Origin of the sequence: Amycolatopsis orientalis DSM 43388 (assembly GCF_000411975.1) — a bacterium.
Taxonomy (GTDB): Bacteria; Actinomycetota; Actinomycetes; order Mycobacteriales; family Pseudonocardiaceae; genus Amycolatopsis; species Amycolatopsis orientalis_D.
In genome coordinates, this window is the sequence record NZ_ASXG01000170.1 from 70,531 (window position 1) to 90,410 (window position 19,880).

Here is a 19,880-nt window from a genome sequence, read left to right on the forward strand (position 1 = left end):
AACCCTCCTGTCCTTCGGGTGGGTCTACTCGGTCGGGGACGGGGCTTGCTCTCCGGCGGACCGGCGCGGCCCGAGGAGCGTGGGGGTGACGACGCCGAAGACGTCCTCACGGGCGGTGGCGAGCGCGGACTGCAGCGCACCGGCGCGCACCGCGTTGCCCTGCACCGAAGCGACGCCGACGGGCGTGCGCGGCAGGACCAGTTCGTGCAGCCTTTCCGCGACGATCCCGGCGAACTCCTCGCCCCCGGCGCGGCTGGTCTCGCCGCACAGCAGGATGAGCTGCGGGTCGGCGACCGCGACGAGGCTGGCGACCCCGCTGGCGACGCGCCGCGCGAGATCGTCCAGAAAGCCCTGGTGCGCACCACGACGTGCCTGGGCGACGGCGTCCCATCCGCTTTCCGCGGAAATGCCGTGCGCCTTCGCGAGCCGCACGATCGCGGACGAGTCGACCAGGTTTCCGTATCGGGCTCCGGCCCGCGGCCAGCTGTCGCCAGTGTCCACAGTGGCCGGATCGGGGACGCGCATCCAGTCGATCTCGCCGCCGCCACCGGTCGCTCCGCGCAGCAGCCGCCGTCCGATCACGACCGCGCCGCCGACGCCCTCGGACAGCCAGACCAGCACGAAGTCGTCCACGTCCTGCGCGTTGCCGACGGTCATTTCCTCAACGGCGACAAGGTTTACGTCGTTTTCGATCTTGACTGTCACGCCGAGTTCGTCGCTCAGCCGCTTCGGCACGTTGAACCCGAGCCAGCCTGGGATGTGCGGAGCCGAGGACAGCAATCCAGTGCGCGGGTCGAACGCGCCCTGCGCGCCGATGACCACCGTGGCCAGATCGTCGAGCTGCAGGCCCGCGGCCTTGGCGACCCGGCGCAGCGCCTGGCCGAACGAGCCGACGACGTCCGCGTCCTCGGCCACCGGGAGCTGCACGCGGTATTCGGCGAGCACGGCTCCGGCGACATCGGCGACCACGAAGTCCGCGACCCGCGGGGTCAGGTCGACGGCCGCGACGTGCGCCAACGCGCCGTTGACCGCCCACAGCTGCGCGCGCGGTCCGCGTCCGCCGCCCGCGCGCTCTCCCGCTTTGCCGACGAGATTGTCCTGCTCAAGCCGGGTGAGCAGCTGCGCGGTAGCGGGTTTGGACAGCCCGATGGCGGCCTCCAGCTCGCCGCGGGTCATCGGCCCGTTCCGCAGCAACGCCTCGATCGCCGCGCGGTCGTTCATCTCGCGCAACGTTCGCGGACTGCCGGCTCGCACCTGGCTGCTCCTTTATTAGGAAACTTTACAGACGGTTTTCCGGGACTGTAGTGAGCGCGGCCACACGGCGTCAATGGGCTCTGGAAACAGCGGGGTAACGGCTTGATACCGCGGGATGTCGGCGACCGGCACAGGGTGACCGGGCGAGCGCGGACCGTACGCGGTCCAGACCAGCGGAACGGGGTGGTCCGGGAATCCCGGGGCCACCGGCACCCGGTGTTCGCGGTACGTGAGGGGAACCCTCACGGAATCTGACTCCCTCAGGGTGGCCCTGACGGACGGTGCCGACCTCGAAAGGAGTGAAGGGCTCCTTGCGGGAATCAGATTCCCGCAAGGAGCCCTTCACGGACAAAACCGGGATCAGGTGCGGGCCCACGAGCCGGGCCGCACCCGTCCGTCACTCCTCGGCTTCGGCCCAGGCTTTCAACATCACGCGGGCGATCGACGAGTTCCCCGGCAGCAGCAGGTTCGACGCGCCACCGGCGATCGGCGTCGGCACCCCGGTCCCGGCGTTGCGGAACGCGGCCCGAACGTCCTCCCGGGACACCCACAGCGCTTCTTCGATCTCGCCCTCCGCCGGGACCAGCGGCACGTCGCGGTCCGCGCGCGCGGTGAAGCCCAGCATGATCGACCGCGGGAACGGCCACGGCTGGCTGCCCAGGTACCGCACGTCCCGCACCTCGATCCCGGCCTCCTCGCGGATTTCGCGGACGACGCAGCCCTCCAGGGACTCCCCCGCCTCCACGAATCCGGCGAGCACCGAATACCGGTCCGGCGGCCAGATCGGCTGCCGCGCGAGCAGCACGTGCGAACCGTTGACCCCGTCGAGGTCGTGCACCAGGCAGATCACCGCCGGGTCGGTGCGCGGGTATTCCTCGTGGCCCTTGGCTTCGCAGCGGCTGGCCCAGCCGAACTGGACCAGCTGCGTCGGCGAGCCGTCGCGGCTGCAGAACCGCGACTGCCGCCGCCAGTGCCGCAGTGCCTGCGCGGTGGTGAACAGCCCGGCCGACGTGTCGTCCAGCTGCTCGCCGTAACCGCGCAGCTCGACCCACAGCTCGCCGTTGGCGCGCGGGACCTCTTCGATCACGCCCCAGCTGCCGGCCAGCCGCACGGAGTCGACGTCGCCTTCGATACTGCCGGGCAGCGACCAGTAGTCGACGTCCTCCCACTCGCCGAGGAACACCGCGTCGGCGGGCGGTTCGGTGCCGAAGTCCATCGCCTTGCGGGTGGCCAGCGCGGAACCGCCCTCGGCGACCGGCGTGCGGCCCTTGTCGTCGAGCAGCACCACGCGGGCTTCCGACCACTTCGCGGCGAGCCGCTCCGGGTTGGTGCGCAAGGTTTCCTGCCGGTCCACTGTGGAACGCGACAGCGTCGGCAGGGCACCCAGTTCGAACGGAACGCTCATCAGTCCTTCTCGCTTGCCGAAACTCCGAGCGCGGCCAGCTTAGGCGCGAGCAGGTCCGCGTCGCCGACCACGACGCCGGTGAACCGGCCCGGCGCGAAGAACTCCGCCGCGGCCTCGGCGACCTGGTCCGCGGTGACCGCCGCGAGCCGCTCCGGGTGGCTCTGCAGCCACTCGATGCCGAGACCGTTCGACGCCAGCGCCATCAGCTGCCCGGCGAGCCCGCCCTGCGACGACGTGCCGGTGACGAGCGAACCCATCGCGTACTGGCGCACCGATTCGACCTCTTCCGCGGTCGGCGGCACGGTGCCCAGCCGGAACAGTTCGTACCGGGTTTCCAGGTACGCCGCGGCGGTGACCTCGTTGGCGGTGTCCGCGTCCACATTGACCACTGCCGTGTCGCCGGTGAACTCGAAGCCCGAGTGCGCGCCGTAGGTGTATCCCTTGTCCTCGCGGATGTTTTCCACCAGCCGCGAGGAGAAGTACCCGCCGAATGCCAGGTTCGCCAGCTGCAGCGCCGGGTACCGCGGGTCGACGCGCGGCACGGTCTGCGCGGACAGCCGGATCTGCGACTGCACCGCGCCGGCGCGCGGCACCAGCAGGACGTTGCCGCCGGTCAGCGCGGGCAGCGGCGGCAGCACCACGGCCGACCGGTCCGACTGCCAGCCGCCGAGCGCCCGCTCGAGTTCGGCCGGAACCTCTTGCGGGTCAAGGTCTCCGACCAGCACGAGCACCGCACCGCGCGGCAGCACCGAGGCATTGTGCAACGCACGCACCTGCTCGGCGGTCACCTCGGCGACGTCCTCGGCCTGCGGCACCTCGCGCGTGGCCGGGTGGTCGCCGTACCGGTGCTTCTGCAGCGCTTCGCGCGCGATGGTGCGCGGCTGCGTCCGTGACACCGCGATGCGCTCGATCAGCCGCTCCCGCTCGCGCGCGACCTCCGTGTCGCTGTAGGTGGCACCGGTGAGCACGTCGCCGAGCACATCCAGCAGCGTCGGCAGCCCCTCGGACAGCGCGGTGCCGCCGATGAACAGCCGCTCCGGGTCCACGCCCGCGTTGAGGTCGCCGCCGATCAGCGCGACCTCGGCGTCGATTTCCACCCGGTCGCGGCGCGCCGTGCCGGTGAGCACGGTTTCCGCGAGCACCTCCGCGGTGGCCGCGTGCATCCGGTCCTCGCCCGCGAAGGGGATCCACAGCCGCAGCTCGACCATCGGGACGCTCGCCTTGCGCACCGCGAGCACGCGCAGCCCGTTGGAGAGCGTGGTGTCCACATGGGACAGATCGGCGGCGGCGCGCTGGTCCCCGAGCGGGGGCAGCGGACGCGGTCCGGCGGCGGTGCGGCCGATCTCCTCGGCGCTGCGGTGTGCGGCTTTGACCTGTTCAGCCGAGGTCACTGTTCCGTCCCTTCGGTGCTTGCGGGCTTCACGACGAGCACGGCGCGCGCGTCCGGGCGCAGCGCCTTCGCCGCCGCCGACACCGCCTCGCCGGAAACCGCGGACAGGCGGTCGGCGAGCTGGTAGACGAGGGACGCGTCGCCGTAGAGCAGTTCGAACGCGCCGAGCGCCAGCGTGCGCGACACGAGCCGGTCGTGCTCCGTGTGCAGGCTCGCCGCCCAGCGCGCGGTGACCTTCTTCAGTTCCTGTTCGTCCGGCGGCGTGGACGCGAGCTTCTCCAGCTCCTCGTCCAGCGCTGCCAGCACGCGCTCGCGCGGCACGTCCGGCGGGTGGATCGCGGTGATGGTGAACGTGTCCGGGTCGCGCGCCTCGAACGGGCCGAACAGCCCGGCCCCCGCGCCGACGTCGACCACCAGCGGTTCGACGTGCACCAGCCGCTGCTGCAGCCGCGAACCGTCACCGTCGGTGAGCACGCCCGCCAGCACCAGATACGAGAGGTAGCCGTCGAGGTCGTTGATCGGGTCCGGCATCCGGTAGCCGACGGCCAGCGCGGGAAGCGGCGCGTGCGCGTCGGTGTGCTCGCCGTTCAACTGCGTGGTGGGCAGCGGCTCGGAGAAGGACGGACGGACCGGAGCGGGCCGGTGCGGGACGTCGCCGAAGTGCTTTTCGATGAGCGCCTTCGCGTTCTCGACCTCGAAGTCGCCGGCGACGGTGAGCACCGCGTTGGCCGGCGAGTAGTAGGTGTCGAAGAAGGCGGCGCAGTCGTCCAGCGTCGCGCCCTCGAGGTCTTCGAACGCGCCGTAGCCGTCGTGCGCGTTGGCGAAGGTGGAGTACAGCACCGGCGGCAGCAGGATCCACGGGAATCCGCCGTACGGCCGGTTGCGCACGTTCAGCCGGATTTCCTCCTTGACGACCTCGATCTGGTTCGCCAGGTTCTCCGCGGTCAGCTTCGGCGCGCGCATCCGGTCGGCCTCGAGGAACAGCGCGCGCTCCAGCGCCGCGGCGGGCAGCACCTCGTAGTAGTCGGTGTAGTCCGGGTGCGTGGAACCGTTGAAGGTGCCGCCGCTGGACTGCACGTGCCGGAAGTGCGCCAGTTTCTCCAGGCTTTCGCTGCCTTGGAACATCAGGTGCTCGAAGAGGTGCGCGAAACCGGTCAACCCCTCCGGCTCGGAACGGAAGCCCACGTCGTAGTGCACGCTGACCCCGACCACCGGCGCGGTCGGGTCAGGAGCGAGCACCACGCGCAGACCGTTGTCGATCGTGAAACGGAAGAGCTCGGGATCGGCCATGCCCTCCACCCTACGCAGGCGCGGGCGTCTTCGGCTCGTCCGGTCGGAGGTGCCTCGCGCCCTCGAACGCGACGGTCAGTGCGGCCACGAATCCGCTGGTCCGCGCCAACGGCACGGCTTCGGCGCCGGACCCGCCGTACCAGTACGCCGACAGCGAACAAGCGTTAGCTAGCCAAGCGTCTGCTTCCCCCAGCGCGTACGCGTAGGGAAGCGCGCGAGAGGCGAGCAGTTCGTCGTCCGGCGCTTCCATGGTGCGCAGCTGTGCGTAGAGGCCGAGAAGGCGGTCTCGGAGGTCTAGGCCGGCCTTCGTCCGCTCCGGTAGGAGGTGCGCTGCGGCGGTCACGGCGAGGCCGGTGGCGAGAAGTACCAACCCGAGTTGCGCGTAACCGACGGTGAAGGCCAGCAGGATGGTGAGGAAGAGGCCGTACCCACATAGCCGCGGGCCGATCTTCGAGAGCCGCTTCGGGGAGCGCCAGCCGCGACGGACTGTGTCCGCAACCAGCTCAGCTACGCCTGCTTCGCGTACTTCGGCAAGCGTCGCAGCTTCGCCGGGTACTGCGGCCGCGTACACCGCGTACTCGAAGGCTGTCAGGTGTTCATCGGGTGGGTTGCGACGTACGAGGGTCCAGCTGCGCGGGCCGTCTTCGCTGACCCATAGGTAGTTACGGACGCATAGGTCGAGCACTGTCGCGGCCACGTCGACGGAGCTGACACGCCCAGCGAGAAGCAGTCCTACGTGCCCAGGGAGCACGCCGTCCGGCGAAGAGAAGCGGCCGTGGTCGAGAAGCGGCACGGGGGTGGGGTTGCCGGGCCGCCGGTCGCGTCGGCGGCGTACGAACACTGCGACGGCACCAGCGAGCGAAAGCACCGCGAAGGCCAACCACGCCCACCACACGGGCGCGCTCGCGGAGAAGGGGCCAGCGGGGACGAGCTTCTCGTTCGCGGCGACAGTGCCGCCGGGGAGCTCGGCAGTCAGCTGCACGCGCGAGCCGGGCTGGAGGTTGGGCACCGAGACGCGGGTGAGGCCGGAGTGGTCGATCTGCGCGGCACCGCAGCGGGTCGTCGAGCCGGGCGGGCCGGCGAGGCAGCTGAGCGCGTCCGGGACGGCGGGCGCGGCGAAGGTCGCCCGGACCAGTTCGAGACGGGTGTCCCAGCCGCCGGCGACGTCCCAGGTCACGTGCTCGACGCCGAGACTGGCGCCGACCGCACCGTCCACTGTGTACCGGAGCACGGACGTTCCGCCACGCAGGTAGAAGGTCACCTGGTCGCTGCCGGATTCGGCGTTGCCCGCGCCTTCGATGCTGATGTTGCGGATGCCGAGGACGCGGGAGTTGGCGCGCAACGGGATGGTGCGGGTCATCGAGGTGTCGCGCGGCACGGAGACTGCTTCGGTGACGGACAGGCTGCCGTCGCGCTGGACCTTCAGGGCCACTTCGACGCTCTGCGGCAGGCCAGGGAGGGACGGCTGGTCTTGCGCCGCAGCCGGAACCGGAGCCACGCAGAGGAACGCGATCAACAGCAAAGCGGCGAGTTTCATTGCGCGGACACCACCGCGCGCCGCTCGGCCATCGCTTGGATCGCGTCGATCTCCGCCGCCAGCGGGGATTCGACGCGAGCTGCCGGGGCACCCAGCGCACGGCCGCTTCGGGTTTGCCACGGCACCCTCGGAGCGGCGGCGGAGGTGGCGACTCCGGCAATCAGGAGGGCGACGCCGATCAAGGCTTCGCCGACGGTGAGGGCCAGGACGACGGTCGTCGCGATGCCCGCAATTGCCAGGACGGCCCCGGCTCGGCGCACGTGGGATTGCCTCTCGGACAGCCAGCCTCGGCGGCGCGCTTCCGCGTCGAGAAGGGCTTTCAGCTCAGACTGATCCGGCCGCGCCGCCGCGAGCGGGCCTGGCGGGAAAGCGTTCTTGACGGCTTGCTCGAACGGCGTGAGCGGGTCGGCTTCGCCGTGGGTGACCTGGCCGTCGGCGATATGCAGATGGCCGCGGTCAACCAGATCGAGGACGGTGCCAGTGAGGTCGAGTTCGCCGCGCGCGACGTACGCGAGGTACGCGGGTGGCACTCCGGGAGCAGGCGGTCTCGTGCGACGACGCAGCACGGTGGCCCCGACCAGCAGGTAGAGCACCAGTGCGAGACCACTGAGGACGGTCGGGAAACCTGGCGCGAAGGCAGCCAACGGTCCAGTGGGGACGAATCGGGCATTATCCGGCAACGGTCCCGTTTGGACCGCCAACTCGATCCGATCCCCTTGGGGCAGCACATTCTGCTCGGCATGCGCTCCCCCGCTGCGCAGTTCGGAAAACGTGCACTGCCGCGACGAACCCGGCTGCCCGGCATAGCAGTCCGCTGTGGACACTCCCGGGGCGCTGAAGGACGCGGTGACCCGGTCAAGCGTCCGATCCCAGCCGCCGGTGAGCTGAAACCGCACCTGTCCCGCGGCGACCGCACCGTCCACTGTGTACGTCACGGTGGCCGGCCCGGTGACCGTGACCGTCGTTCCGTCGGCGGCACCGGCACCGGAGACGTGGAGGTCAGTGATCGAGTAGAGCCGGTCCTCGTCGTCGCTGACCGGGATGCGTTCGGCGATGCGGTGGACGGCTGGGGCGTCGGTGACGATGCGCTCGATGACCGTGAGCTGACCGTCCGGCGCGGTGGTGACGGTGACGTCGTCGGCGAGCATGGCCTCAGCTCGGTGGGGTGAAGGGATTGTCGGATTTCGGCGGCGCGGGAGGAGGCACCGGCGGTGCGGCGGCGGGCGGACCGTACTGCGGCGGCGCAACGGCGGGCTGGCCGTACTGCGGCGGTGCAACGGCGGGCTGGCCGTACTGCGGCGGCGCAACGGCGGACGGTCCGTATTGCGGCGGCGCGATCCGGGCGTGGTCGCGGTTGCGGCGTTCGCCGAGCACCGCGGTGAGGAAGACCCACGGCGGCATCCCGTGCGGCAGCGGCACCCCGATCGCCGCCGCAACCTGCTGCGCCAGGCCGAAGCCGAGCGACGCGGCCGCTTCCGGGCGCAGTTCGTGGTAGCGGCCGAGGTATTGGCGGGAAGCCAGGGCGAGGTCGTCGGTGAGGCCGCTGAGGTCGAAGTGCGCGGCCCACGCTTCCAGGCCCGGCGGCACCACCAGAATCGCCTGCGCGGACCGCGGCACGCGCTCGCGGATCACCAGCGTGCCCGCGAGGTAGTCGCCGACTCGGCGACCGTTCGACGACGTCAGCGACACGATGACAGCCACCGCGCCGAGGAAGCCGAGTGCCCAGAAGTCGACGAAGAAGCCGGCGAGCGCGCGGGTCAGCGCGTGCCGGAAGCTGATCGGGCCGCCGTCGAGGCGCACCACGCGCAGGCCGAGCGCGAGTTTGCCGAGCGAACGGCCGCGGCTGAGCGTTTCGAACAGCACCGGGTAGCCGATCACCACCAGCACGAACGTGGTCAGCATCAGCGCGACGGTGAGCGCCGAGTCGAACGAGCCCGCGGTCAGCGTCAGCGCGACGAGCACGAGCAGCAGCAACGCGGCCTGGACGAGGACGTCGAGCAGCATCGCGACCGCGCGGCTGGCGAGCTTCGCCACCCGCAGGTCGAGGACGACGGCCTCACCGGTGACGAGATCGGACTCTTCCTGCACGAGGCCAGCGTAGAGCGCCGGGCACTATCCTTGGCGGCGGAGGAGGTGGCCGGTGGACGTCGACGTGTTCGTCGCGGCGCACAGCGCGGAGTGGAACCGGCTCGGCGAGCTCGCCGGACGGCGCAGGCTGACCGGCCCGGAGGCGGACGAGCTGGTCACGCTGTATCAACGCACGGCGACGCATCTGTCGATGATCCGCTCGACCGCGCCCGACCCGGCCCTGCTGGCGAGGCTGTCGGCGCTGGTCGCCCGCGGCCGCTCGGCGGTCGCCGGCTCGCACAGCCCGGCATGGCGCGAGGTCGGCCTGTTCTTCACCCGCCGCTTCCCGGCCGCGGTGTACCTGAGCCGCCGCTGGTGGATCCCGGCGGCGCTGCTGTCGGTCGCGGTGATGGCGGTGCTGGGCGTGTGGATCGCCGGCGACCCGCAGGTGCGCGCGTCGCTGGTGTCGCCGGACGAGGTGAAGGCGATGACCGCGCCGGGCGGCCAATACGAGACGTACTACTCGAATGGCCCAGCGGCGTCGTTCGCGGCGAAAGTGTGGACGAACAACGCCTGGGTGGCGGCGACGTGCCTGTTCCTGGGCGTCGCGCTCGGCTTGCCGGTGATCGCCGCGCTGTGGATGAACTCGCTCAACGCCGGGGTCGCGATCGGCCTGATGTCCTCCGCGGGCCGCGGCGACGTGCTGCTGGGCCTGCTCCTGCCGCACGGCCTGCTGGAACTGACGGCGGTGTTCATCGCGGCCGGCACCGGGCTGAAACTCGGCTGGACGGTGGTGGACCCGGGCCGCCGCTCGCGCAGCGCGGCGCTGGCCGAGCAGGGCCGTTCAGTGGTGGTGATGGCGCTGGGGCTGGCGTGCGTGCTGCTGGTGTCGGGAGTGATCGAGGCGTTCGTGACGCCGTCCGGCTGGCCGACGTGGCTGCGAATCGGCATCGGGGCGGTGGTGGAGCTGCTGTTCCTGACGTACGTGTTCACGCTGGGGAGGCGGGCCGCTCGTGACGGCGAAACCGGGGATGTGGATCGGCGAGCCGCCGGAGACGCGCTTCCCGAAGCTGGCTGAGAAGTTCGTGAAGGACCTACAACCGGCCCGCGGCCTTCAGGGCGAGGTAGCGATCGGCCAGCGCAGGCGGCAACTCCTCCGGCACCGCGTCCACCACGCCAACCCCGTGCCTCGTCAGCCACGCCACCGAAGACTCCCGATCCGCCAGTGCCCGCTCCGCCGCAGCCGCGTCGTAAACCGCCTCCGCCGAGCCTCGCGAAGCCGCCATTTCCGCCACCCGGGAGTCCGCCACCGAAGCCACCAGCACCTCGTGCCGAGCCGTCAACGACCCCAGCACCGGGAACAGCCCCTCCTGCAACGGGGCCGGTTCCAGCCCGGTCAACAGCACCACCAGAGCCCGCCGCCGGGTGCGGCGCAGGACTTCCGCGACCATCCCCCGCGCATCCGTCTCCACCAGCGACGGTTCGATCGTGGCCAAGGCGTTCACCAAAGACGGCGTCGAAGCGTTCGGCACCGACGCCCGCACCCGGCGGTCGTACGCGACCAGGTCGACCCGGTCCCCCGCCCGCGAAGCCAGCGCGGCCAGCAGCAGCGCCGCGTCCATCGCCGCGTCCAGCCGGGGCGCGTCCCCGACTCGACCGGCCGAGACCCGGCCGGTGTCCAGCACCAAAACCACCTGCCGGTCGCGTTCCGGACGCCACGTCCGCACCATCACGTCGGACGCCCGAGCCGTCGCGCGCCAGTCGATCGACCGGACGTCGTCGCCGATGACGTATTCGCGCAGGGAGTCGAATTCCGTTCCCTGGCCCCGGATCAGCACCGCGTTGCGGCCGTCCAGCTGCTGCAGCCGAGCCAGCCGCGAAGGCAGATGCTTGCGGCTGTGGAACGGCGGCAGCACCCGAACCGTCCACGGCACCTCGTGCGAACCCTGCCGCGCGGCCAGCCCCAGCGGGCCTGCCGCGCGCACGGTCACCCGGGCCGCGACGCGGTCACCACGGCGGGTCGGGAGCAGCGTGGTCGGCAACGCCCGCCGTTCGCCGGACGGAATCACCAGCGCGTGCCGGTCGTCGGCTCCCGCGCTCGGCGGCCAGGCATCCCGCAGCGAGCCGCGCACGGTGCGCCGGCCAGGGTTCGTCACGGTCAGCGTGACTTCGGCGGGTTCCCCCAGCCGGACGGAAGTGCTGCCGCTGCGCGAAAACCGCAGCGTCCGCACGCTGCCGGCCAGCACGAGATCCACGACGACCAGCACCAGCAGCACTGCGACCACGACCGCGACGCCGGTGCCGGACGGGAACAGCAGCCCGACCACCAGCGCCCCCAGCAGCGCCAGCAGCCCGAGCCGCCCGGTGACTGCCATTTAGCGCGGCACCGGCACGGAGGCCAGCACCCGGTCGAGGACGCCGTCCGAGGTCACGCCTTCGAGTTCGGCTTCGGGCCGCACGTCGAGACGGTGCCGGAGCGCGGGGCGGGCGAGCGCCTTGACGTCGTCCGGCGTCGCGTAATCGCGGCCGGACAGCCAGGCCCACGCGCGCGTGAGGGCGAGCAAAGCCGTTGCGCCACGCGGAGAAACGCCGATGCGCACCGCCGGGAGTTCCCGCGTGGCGCGGCACAGGTCGACCACGTAGCCGATCACTTCCGGACCGACGGTCACCCTCGCGACCGCCTCCCGCGCGGCCGCGAGGTCCGCCGCCCCGGCGACCGGGCGAACCCCCGCGGCGGCGAGGTTTCGCGGGTCGAAACCCTGTGCGTGCCGCCAAAGAATGCCGATCTCGTCCTCCCGCGACGGAGCCGGCATGGTCAGCTTCAGCAGGAATCGGTCCAACTGCGCTTCGGGCAACGGATAGGTGCCCTCGTACTCGACCGGGTTCTGCGTCGCGATCACCACGAACGGATCCGGCAGCGGACGCGAGGTGCCGTCGATCGACACCTGCCGCTCCTCCATCGCCTCCAGCAACGACGACTGCGTCTTCGGCGGCGTCCGGTTGATTTCGTCGGCCAGCAGCAGATTCGTGAACACCGGGCCCTCACGGAAGGAGAATTCGCCGCTGTGCGCGTCGTACACAATGGACCCGGTGACGTCGCCCGGCATCAGGTCCGGCGTGAACTGCACCCGCGTCGTCTTCAGGTCCAGCGACGCCGCCAACGCACGCACCAGCAGCGTTTTCGCGACGCCGGGAACGCCTTCCAGCAGCACGTGCCCTCGGCAGAGCAGCGCGAGGATGAGCCCGGTGACGGCCGCGTCGTTGCCGACCACAGCCTTCCCGACCTCGGTGCGCAGCGCGATCAGGGCCGCCCGCGCGTCCTGCCTCTGTTCGGTACTCAAGAACGCTCCACCTCTCGTTCCACCGCGTCCAGTTCGTCCGCCAGCCGCACCAGCGCCGCCTCGTCGGACGGCGACGGGCCGTACAGCACCGCCCCGACCTCGTTCGGCACCCGGCCGGTCCGCGCGCACACCGTCTCCACCACCGCGGGCGGGCCGGCGTCGCGCGGCAAGCCCAGTCTCTTCCGCAGCCGCGTCCGGGCCGCCTCGCGCAGGGTTTCCGCCGCGTGCCCGGTCGCCCCGCCCCGCCGGTACAGCCGGGCCCGGCCCTCCGCCGTTTCCGCCGACCGCACGACCACCGGCAGCGGCTCGCGCACCACCGGCCCGAGCCGGCGCGCCCGCCACAGTGCGAAAAGGACGATCGCGATTCCCGCGGTCAGCGCGCCGTATCGCCAGCCCGGCGGGATCAGGTCGACGAACGGCTTCTTCTCGCCGTCCAGCGCGGGGTCCGCTGTGGACGGTACGTACCAGACCAGCTGCCGGTGATCGCCCAGCAGCCGCATGCCGAACGCCGCGTTGCCTTCCTTGGCGATCTGGTCGTTGGTGAACGCGTCCGCCGAGCCGAGCACGCTCACCGTGCCGGTCCGGTCCGCCACCTGGACGAACGTCGGTTCGCCGCTGTCGCGGTAGCAAGCCCGCGCTGTCTTGTCGTCGGTGCGGTAATGGCGTCCGCCGAGGGTGACCGAGCCCGCGCTGACCGCCGCGCCGACCGTGCAATCCGGTTGCAGCGTACGGACTTCTCCCGTCCCTGCCGCGGAAACCGTCCGCGCCGTCATGCCCAACGCGGCCGATCCCGGCGCGACGAGCACGAGGTGCGCGACCCGGCGGCGCAGATCGGCCAATCCGTCCTTCGGCACCAATTGCGGATCGGTGACCAGCAGAGTTCCGCTGTCGGCGGCCTCGCGCGCCTCGGCGAGCGAATGCGCGGCGCGGATCCGGACGCCTTCCTGCTCCAGCAAATGCGCGAGCGCGTGACTGCCGCGCGGTTCGTAGGAACCGGGATCGAACTCGCCGCTGGTCTGGTCGCCCCGGCTGAGCACGATGGCCATCGCGACGATCACGATCAGCAGGAGCAGCGCCAACGGAACCCGGGCGCCCCGCCAGATTCGGCGCAGATCCGGCGAAACAGCTGTGCTCATGCGTCCGCCAGCACCGGTCGGGCACGCCGGACGTGTTCGTCCACTTCGGACAAGCTGCGGTACCCGGCTTCGGTGCCCGGCCGTCCGCCGTAGTGCACGTCGTCGAACTGCCGCGCGGCAGCGGCGAGTTCCACCGCCAGGTCCGGCAGGAACCTTCCGGCTTCGGCGACCGCCTCGTCCGCGGTCCGGCCGGAACGGACGTCGAGCAGCGCGCGTTCTTCCATCCCCCGCACGAGCGCGCGGAACCGGTCCCGCACCGCGTCGGCGAAATCACCGCGAGCGGCGGCTTCCTCGGCGGCTTTCCGGTACTCGTCCGCGGTCTGCCGCCGCCCGCTGAACACCTGGCCGGTCGTTTTCGCCGACCGGCCGACCTTGCCCACCCGCAGCCGCACGACCACGATCAGCACGATCACCAAGGCCAGCACCAGCAGCAGGCCGAGCGGGCCGCCGGGCACCCCGGACAACGACTCGAACAGCCGGGAGACGAGCCGTCCGAGCCATTGCCAGAACCGCTCGAGCAGACCCGGCTGCGCGGCCGCGTAATTCGGGTCGGTCAGCTCCTGGACCGCTCGCAGCCGGGCCGGGTCCCGGTCGATGTCGACCGGGACGTCGGCGAGAAAACCGATCACCACGCCTGCCGCGGCGGTTGCGGCGGCTGGATGCCCGCCGCCCTGGCCAGTTCGATGTCCATGCCCTCGCGGCGCATCCGCTGGTCGATGTAGAGCACCACGGTGACCAGCGCGGTGAACGGCATGACGATCGTCTCCGCGATCACCTTGCCCACCGACTCCAGCACGAGACCGCCGGTCGTCACCTTCGGCACGGTCGCCTGCGGGTCGAAGAGGCCGCTGAACGCGCCCGAGCCGAGGCTGAACGGAACGCTGATGATCGCCGAGATCAGCCAGCTGATCACGGCCCCCAGCAGGAGCACCCCGAACACCCGCCAGAACATCCCCGACACGAGCTGGCGCGACCGCGAGAACGCCTGTCCGATGGTGCCGCGTTCCAGCACCAGCGCGGGGCCGGCGAGCGACCAGAACACGTACGGCAGCACTGCGGGCAGCAGGCAGAACGCCGCGGCGACGATCGTGGCCAGCGTGTACAGGACGGTGACCGCCAGCAGCGGCAGCAACCGCGGCGCGGCTTCGCGCATCGCCGAACCGAAGTCGACCGGACGGCCGAGCACCGCTTTGCCCATCACCACGGTGAGGAAACCGGTGAGGAAAGTCTGCGCCAGCATCGAGATCACGAGCGTCGGCAGCAACGCGGTGAGCGTGGAGCCGAGCAGGCTGTAGAGCGCGTCGAGCTGCTGTTGCTGCGTCGCGGCCGGACCGAGCTGGGCGACCCGGTTGAAATCGGGCACCAGCCACAGCGTCGCGACGAGGTTCAGCCCCGCCGAGACGACCGCGACGATCGCGGAGACGCCGAGGATCAGCAGCGGATACCGGCGGATCGCGGTGATCGCGCCGTCGAGGATGTCGCCGACGTTCAACGGACGCAACGCGATCACGCCCGGTTTGCCCAGTCCGTTCGGACCCCAGCCCGCGCCGGGATGGCCGTAGCCGCCGCCGGGGTACTGCGGAAGCGGTTGCTGGCCCGGGGATTGCCCTGGGGATTGCCATTGCCCGCCGGCCGGGGGCGGCGTTCCGCCGGGTGCCGAGAAGGTGCTGGGCGGCGGGGTTTGCCCGAACGGAGGGGTCGCGCCAGCCGGGGTCGCGCCGCCCGACGGCGGCGTGGCACCAGCGGGGTTCGCACCACCCGAAGGCGACGTCGCGCCAGCCGGGTTCGCGCCACCTGAAGGCGAAGTCGCGCCAGCCGGGGATTCGGCACCCGGCTGCGGCGTCGAGCCAGCGGGATGCACGCCGCCCGACGAGGCCGGGCCAGCCGGGGACACACCACCGGGCTGCGCATTTTCGCTGGCAGGCGACGGAGTCGCGCCGGTCTGGCCCGTCCCGGCGGGCGGATTCGCCCCGGCCGAAGCGGCGTTTTCGCTGGCGGACGACGAAAATCCGCCGTTCGGGCCGGACGGCGAGGACGAGATGTCCTTTTCGCCGGTCTCCGGCGGGGTGGCAGCGGACGCTCCGGGATCGGGGCTGGCGAAGCCCCGGCTCGGCGTAGGCGTGTCGTCCCCCGCCCCGGGCGCACCGGGTGAGTTTGTCATCGGAGCCCCTCGTCTGCACGGCCTTGCGGTTGCTGCCGTCACTCTTCCAGAGCCGCCCGCACCCGGCCAGACCTGGGGGGACGTCCGGGCGGGCAGCCCGTCCGGCGAAGTGGTGCGGCGGCCCGGGCATCCCCCGATATGCTGAACGGCAAGCCGGGGTACGCCCGGCCCGCGCCGAGACCTACCGGGACTGCCCTGATGACGCAACCGCCCTACGGCCAGGTGCCGCCACGCGGGACCGTTCAACCGCCGCCGGTGCCGGGCCAAGGACCGGTGCCGCCGGGCCAGTACCCGGGCCGGGCGCAAGGTTCCAACCAGGCCCAGGCGCCGTACCAGGGACAGCAGCCGCCGTATCAGGGTCCGCCGCCGCAGGGGCCGCAGTGGCAACAGCCGCCGTCCTACCCGGTGCCGCCGCGCAAGCCCACCGGGCTGATCGTCGGGCTGTGCCTCGGCGCGGTCGCGGTGCTGGCACTGGGTGTCGTGGCGATTGTTTCGCTGAACCGCGGGTCGGGGCCGAGCAACGCGGGCTACCAGGCCGCGCCGCCGTCGCCGTCGTCCGCCTACGAACTGCCGCCGGCCAGCGGCTCGTCCACCTCGTCGAGCGCGCCGACCACTTCGTCGGAAAGCCCGACCACCTCGACCAGCGCGGGTCCGCACAAGATCCTCAAGCTGGCCGACCACCCGATCCTGCAGGACCCCAACGCCGGCCTGCAGAACCTCGTCTGCAACCTGCCGCCGTGGACCAGCACGCAGGACGGCGCCGAAGCCTTCTTCACCGCCGCGAGCAAATGCCTCGACGCGGCGTGGGGCCCGTTCCTCGAGTCCTACAACCTGCCGTTCACGCCGCCCGCGCTGCACTTCCCGACCGGGCCGAGCTTCGACACCGAATGCGGCACCATCCAGGTCGGCATCGCGACCGCGGCGTACTACTGCGAAAACAATCTGTACGTCCCGTTCAAGGGCCTGCAGACCGATCAGTACGGCAACAACCCGGGCGTCTACCTGGCCTTGTTCGCCCACGAGTACGGCCACCACGTGCAGGAAGTCGCGGGCATCATGGACGCCGCGTGGCAGAAGATCTACGCGGCCGGGCAGAACAGCCCCGAGGGCCTCGAAATGTCGCGCCGCAAAGAACTCCAGGCACAGTGCTTCTCCGGAATGTTCCTGGGCGCGCACGTCGACCGCGGCGGCACGATCACCCGCGACATGTACAACAAAGCCTGGAACGACCAGGAAACCCGCGGGGACAACACTTCCCGCAGCCACGACCACGGCACCAACGCGCACTACGCGCAGTGGTGGCGTGCCGGGGCGAAGGACAACCGGATCGCGGACTGCAACACCTTCGCCGCCCCGTCTTCGGACGTCAGCTGACCACTGCGTCCGTAGTGATCAGTGGCCCGGCGTCGCCACTACAACCGGAGTGGTGCCGGAGAGCGCTGCCGCTGCCGTGCTTCTCCGCGCGTCAGCTGAGCAGGGCGAGCTTGCCCGAGCCGCGGATCACCAGGTACGCGTACATCCCGCCGCAGAAACAGGCGAACACCAGCAGCGCCAGCGCGATCGGCGCGCGCAGGTCCTGTGCCCCCGCCGTGGTGTCCGGCATGGTGACTGAAATGACGCCGTCCGCCGGAGCGTCGTCCGGGACCAGCACCTGGAGGTGCTCGTCCTTGCCGTGCCCGCAGCTGTCGAGCGTGCCCTCCCGCGGTTTGCCGCCGAGCTGGAACGAGACCGATTCGGCCGCGCCGGGCACGGAGCAGTCGACGGCCTTGGTGACCCGGGCGTCCACCGGCGCGCCCGGGGACTTCGCCTGAATGCTGAGCAGCCCCGGGCCGGCGAGCCACGTCAAGACCACGACGAGCACCCCGACCGCGATCGGGATGCCCATCTGCAGCCCCCGCTTGACGGGGCTCTTATGCGGGGGTTCGGAAACCTGCACGACGCCATGCTTCCAGATGCCGGGGGCAAAACCCAGTGAGGTGCCCGCGCACGGGGGACCCCGGCCGGGACCGCCCCGTCCGCCGAGCCCCGGTTCGCTCTGCCCCGGACCGCGCCTGGGCATCACCCCAATGCCGCATTCGGTGCGCCCTAATCACCCGAAGTGGCATTGGTTGCGCCGCATGCCCCCAACGCGGCATTCGATGCGGCCCACCCAACGCGGCAGCAGTTGTCCCGTACACCCCCGAAACGGCGCTCGCGCGCCCCACACGCCCAACGCGGCATTGGTCGCCCCGCAAAACCCAAAACGGCGTTCGATGCCACCCACCCAACGCCACAGCAGTCGCCCAGCACACCCCAAAGCGGCATTCGGTGCGGGCCTACCCAACCAACGCCACAGCGGTCGCCCCGCACACCCCCGAAACGGCATCCGCGCGCCCCACACACCCACCGCGGCATTGGTCGCCCCACAAAACCCAAAGCGACATTCAATGCGACCCACCCAACGCCACAGCAGTCGCCCAGCACACCCCAAAGCGGCATCCGGTGCGCCCCAGCCGCGCCCAACGCGGCATGGGGGCTTCGCCGCACCGCGACGGCGCTGGGGCTCTCCCCGCCGACGGGACCGGCACGATGCCGAGGTCCGTGAATGCCGAGGTCCGTGAAGGGCTCCTTGAGGGAATCTGATTCCCTCAAGGAGCCCTTCACGGACTTCCGAGGAGCGAAACCCGCGCCCCGCCCGGTGCCGCATCCCCATGTCGGAGCAGCACTGCAGCACCGAGCAGCCCTCAGCGCTCGATGTGATCGACCTGAGTGACCTTCTTGACGTACAGCAGCCGGTCCCCCGGCTCGAGCGCGTCCGCCTGCGGGGCGTCCACCCGGTAGAGCACTCCGTCGCGCACCACGCCGAGCACCGTGTCCGACAGGTGCCGGGGCGAGCCGCCTTCCTCGCTGGGCTCGATGCTGCGCTCGGCGATCGCCAGGCCGGACTCCGGCGTCAGCAAGTCCTCCACCATGTCCACTACAAGTGGAGTGGATGTCGCCATCCCGAGCAGCCGGCCGGCCGTCTCGCTCGACACCACGACCTGGTTCGCGCCGGACTGCTTCAGCAGGTGCACGTTCTCCGCCTCGCGCACCGAAGCCACGATGTGCGCCTTCGGGGCCAGTTCGCGTGCGGTGAGGGTGACCAGCACAGCGGTGTCGTCGCGGTTCGGTGCGACCACTACCGCTCGCGCGTGCTGCACGCCGGCGACTCGCAGGACGTCCGCCCGGGTCGCCGATCCGTGCACGGTGACGAGGCCGAGCGCGCTCGCCGCGTCCAGCGCCTGCTGGTCGGTGTCGACGACCACGACGCGGTTGGCCTGCACCTCTTCGTCGCCGAGCAGCGCGTTGACCGCCGAGCGGCCCTTCGTGCCGAAACCGACGACGACGGTGTGGTCGCGCACCTTCGTCCTCCACTTCTGGATTTTGAACGCCTGCCGGGAGCGCTCGGTGAGCACTTCCAGGGTGGTCCCGACGAGGACGATGAGGAAGAGCACCCGCAGCGGCGTGATCACGATGACGTTGACCAGCCGCGCGGACGCGGTGGCCGGGGCGATGTCGCCGTAGCCGGTGGTCGAGAGGGAAACTGTCGCGTAATAAAGCGAGTCGAGAAGCGAAAGGCCGTCGCCGTTGGCGTCGCGGTAGCCGTCCCGGTCGAGGTAGACGATCAGCACCGTGGCGAGCAGGGCCAGCATCGCGCCGATGATCCGCTTCACGATCGAGCGCATCGGGCTGACTGTCAGCTCGGGCATCCGGATCACGCCGACGAGCTCGTGGTCGGGCCGGTCGTTCAACCGGACGTTCAGGGGCAGCCGTTTCAGGGCCTTCATGCACCGGCTCCCCGCGGGCGTTCGGCGTCACTCACAGCCGGGAGGATAACCCAATCGGAGCACCCGCACATCCGTCCCGAGGAGGCTGCTGTGGCAGGCTTGCCGCATGTCCGAGCCTCGCGCGTCGCAACGTCCGGCGCATCTTCTCGCCGCTCTCCTCGCCGGGGCGGGCGTCCTGCACTTCCTCCGGCCGAAGCCGTTCGACGCGCTGGTCCCGAAGGAATTGCCCGGTGACCGGCGCACGTGGACGTACGCGTCGGGCGTCGCCGAGCTGACCGTCGCCGCCGGGATCGCCGCGCCGCGCACGCGCCGGCTCGGCGGACTGGCGGCGGCGCTGCTGTTCGTCGGGGTGTTTCCAGGGAACGTGAAAATGGCGTTGGATTACCACCGGCGCGGCCGTCCGGCGCGGGACCGCGCGGTGGCGTGGCTGCGGCTGCCGCTGCAGTGGCCGTTGGTGAGCTGGGCATTGACCGTCCGCGATCGGGCCTAGCTC

Annotated in this window: 17 protein-coding genes; 3 read left to right on the plus strand and 14 right to left on the minus strand. The window is 71.2% G+C overall.

The features are described from left to right. Nucleotides 1-24: 24 nt before the first annotated feature. The 7 genes from L942_RS35705 to L942_RS35735 all read right to left on the minus strand — a co-directional run bounded on the left by L942_RS35705 (nucleotide 25) and on the right by L942_RS35735 (nucleotide 8,964). Nucleotides 25-1,254, minus strand: coding sequence for an ROK family transcriptional regulator (locus L942_RS35705; RefSeq protein WP_440201359.1), 1,230 nt, complete (start codon nucleotides 1,252-1,254; stop codon nucleotides 25-27). 397 nt (nucleotides 1,255-1,651) lie between these two features. Continuing rightward, complete coding sequence (gene nudC / locus L942_RS35710; protein WP_037368826.1) at nucleotides 1,652-2,659, minus strand: NAD(+) diphosphatase; 1,008 nt, start codon at nucleotides 2,657-2,659, stop codon at nucleotides 1,652-1,654. Further along, nucleotides 2,659-4,050, minus strand: coding sequence for a M16 family metallopeptidase (locus L942_RS35715; RefSeq protein ID WP_037368829.1), 1,392 nt, complete (start codon nucleotides 4,048-4,050; stop codon nucleotides 2,659-2,661). The genes nudC and L942_RS35715 overlap by 1 nt, the downstream gene beginning before the upstream one ends. Continuing rightward, nucleotides 4,047-5,339: a M16 family metallopeptidase gene (locus L942_RS35720; protein ID WP_037368878.1), complete on the minus strand. Its 1,293-nt coding sequence runs from the start codon at nucleotides 5,337-5,339 to the stop codon at nucleotides 4,047-4,049. The genes L942_RS35715 and L942_RS35720 overlap by 4 nt, the downstream gene beginning before the upstream one ends. Before the next feature lie 10 nt (nucleotides 5,340-5,349). Beyond that, nucleotides 5,350-6,876 carry a DUF2207 family protein gene (locus L942_RS35725; protein WP_037368831.1) on the minus strand — a complete coding sequence of 509 codons (1,527 nt, stop codon included), beginning with the start codon at nucleotides 6,874-6,876 and terminating at the stop codon, nucleotides 5,350-5,352. Next, nucleotides 6,873-8,024 carry a DUF2207 domain-containing protein gene (locus L942_RS35730; RefSeq protein WP_037368833.1) on the minus strand — a complete coding sequence of 384 codons (1,152 nt, stop codon included), beginning with the start codon at nucleotides 8,022-8,024 and terminating at the stop codon, nucleotides 6,873-6,875. The genes L942_RS35725 and L942_RS35730 overlap by 4 nt, the downstream gene beginning before the upstream one ends. A 4-nt stretch (nucleotides 8,025-8,028) precedes the next feature. Continuing rightward, a complete protein-coding gene (locus L942_RS35735) occupies nucleotides 8,029-8,964 on the minus strand; it encodes an RDD family protein (protein WP_037368835.1) in 936 nt (311 codons plus the stop codon). A 52-nt stretch (nucleotides 8,965-9,016) separates the two neighbouring features. Here L942_RS35735 and L942_RS35740 point away from each other — a divergent pair, with 52 nt between their 5' ends. Continuing rightward, the gene (locus L942_RS35740) at nucleotides 9,017-10,021 is read left to right on the plus strand and encodes a stage II sporulation protein M (protein WP_037368837.1); all 1,005 of its coding nucleotides are present in this window, start codon (nucleotides 9,017-9,019) and stop codon (nucleotides 10,019-10,021) included. A gap of 16 nt (nucleotides 10,022-10,037) precedes the next feature. Here the strand turns inward: L942_RS35740 and L942_RS35745 are convergent, their stop codons facing one another. Genes L942_RS35745 through L942_RS45735 form a run of 5 tightly spaced genes read right to left on the minus strand, consistent with a single transcriptional unit; the run spans nucleotide 10,038 to nucleotide 15,581 of the window. Beyond that, nucleotides 10,038-11,318: a DUF58 domain-containing protein gene (locus L942_RS35745; protein ID WP_037368839.1), complete on the minus strand. Its 1,281-nt coding sequence runs from the start codon at nucleotides 11,316-11,318 to the stop codon at nucleotides 10,038-10,040. After that, nucleotides 11,319-12,284, minus strand: a complete 966-nt coding sequence (locus L942_RS35750) for an AAA family ATPase (RefSeq protein ID WP_037368841.1) — start codon at nucleotides 12,282-12,284, stop codon at nucleotides 11,319-11,321. Next, nucleotides 12,281-13,420, minus strand: coding sequence for a DUF4350 domain-containing protein (locus tag L942_RS35755; RefSeq protein ID WP_037368843.1), 1,140 nt, complete (start codon nucleotides 13,418-13,420; stop codon nucleotides 12,281-12,283). Before L942_RS35755 ends, L942_RS35750 begins: the two co-directional genes overlap by 4 nt. Then, nucleotides 13,417-14,052 (minus strand): DUF4129 domain-containing protein, encoded by a 636-nt coding sequence (locus L942_RS35760; protein WP_037368845.1) that lies wholly within the window; start codon nucleotides 14,050-14,052, stop codon nucleotides 13,417-13,419. Before L942_RS35760 ends, L942_RS35755 begins: the two co-directional genes overlap by 4 nt. Further along, nucleotides 14,046-15,581 (minus strand): hypothetical protein, encoded by a 1,536-nt coding sequence (locus L942_RS45735; RefSeq protein ID WP_235079600.1) that lies wholly within the window; start codon nucleotides 15,579-15,581, stop codon nucleotides 14,046-14,048. The genes L942_RS35760 and L942_RS45735 overlap by 7 nt, the downstream gene beginning before the upstream one ends. A gap of 198 nt (nucleotides 15,582-15,779) precedes the next feature. Here L942_RS45735 and L942_RS35770 point away from each other — a divergent pair, with 198 nt between their 5' ends. Continuing rightward, nucleotides 15,780-16,955, plus strand: coding sequence for a neutral zinc metallopeptidase (locus L942_RS35770; protein WP_235079601.1), 1,176 nt, complete (start codon nucleotides 15,780-15,782; stop codon nucleotides 16,953-16,955). 91 nt (nucleotides 16,956-17,046) lie between these two features. Here L942_RS35770 and L942_RS35775 read toward each other — a convergent pair whose 3' ends face one another. Further along, nucleotides 17,047-17,466, minus strand: coding sequence for a hypothetical protein (locus L942_RS35775; RefSeq protein WP_037368880.1), 420 nt, complete (start codon nucleotides 17,464-17,466; stop codon nucleotides 17,047-17,049). 838 nt (nucleotides 17,467-18,304) lie between these two features. Beyond that, nucleotides 18,305-19,387, minus strand: coding sequence for a potassium channel family protein (locus L942_RS35780; protein ID WP_037368849.1), 1,083 nt, complete (start codon nucleotides 19,385-19,387; stop codon nucleotides 18,305-18,307). A 106-nt stretch (nucleotides 19,388-19,493) separates the two neighbouring features. Here L942_RS35780 and L942_RS35785 point away from each other — a divergent pair, with 106 nt between their 5' ends. Continuing rightward, the gene (locus tag L942_RS35785) at nucleotides 19,494-19,877 is read left to right on the plus strand and encodes a DoxX family protein (protein ID WP_037368851.1); all 384 of its coding nucleotides are present in this window, start codon (nucleotides 19,494-19,496) and stop codon (nucleotides 19,875-19,877) included. The last annotated feature ends 3 nt before the right edge of the window (nucleotides 19,878-19,880 follow it).

Coding starts and splice junctions, on each gene's coding strand:
- L942_RS35770 (WP_235079601.1), top strand. CDS start 15,780: ATGACGCAACCGCCCTACGGCCAGGTGCCGCCACGCGGGACCGTTCAA.
- L942_RS35730 (WP_037368833.1), bottom strand. CDS start 8,024: ATGCTCGCCGACGACGTCACCGTCACCACCGCGCCGGACGGTCAGCTC.
- L942_RS45735 (WP_235079600.1), bottom strand. CDS start 15,581: ATGACAAACTCACCCGGTGCGCCCGGGGCGGGGGACGACACGCCTACG.
- L942_RS35745 (WP_037368839.1), bottom strand. CDS start 11,318: ATGGCAGTCACCGGGCGGCTCGGGCTGCTGGCGCTGCTGGGGGCGCTG.
- L942_RS35755 (WP_037368843.1), bottom strand. CDS start 13,420: ATGAGCACAGCTGTTTCGCCGGATCTGCGCCGAATCTGGCGGGGCGCC.
- nudC (WP_037368826.1), bottom strand. CDS start 2,659: ATGAGCGTTCCGTTCGAACTGGGTGCCCTGCCGACGCTGTCGCGTTCC.
- L942_RS35780 (WP_037368849.1), bottom strand. CDS start 19,387: ATGAAGGCCCTGAAACGGCTGCCCCTGAACGTCCGGTTGAACGACCGG.
- L942_RS35725 (WP_037368831.1), bottom strand. CDS start 6,876: ATGAAACTCGCCGCTTTGCTGTTGATCGCGTTCCTCTGCGTGGCTCCG.
- L942_RS35775 (WP_037368880.1), bottom strand. CDS start 17,466: ATGGGCATCCCGATCGCGGTCGGGGTGCTCGTCGTGGTCTTGACGTGG.
- L942_RS35720 (WP_037368878.1), bottom strand. CDS start 5,339: ATGGCCGATCCCGAGCTCTTCCGTTTCACGATCGACAACGGTCTGCGC.
- L942_RS35785 (WP_037368851.1), top strand. CDS start 19,494: ATGTCCGAGCCTCGCGCGTCGCAACGTCCGGCGCATCTTCTCGCCGCT.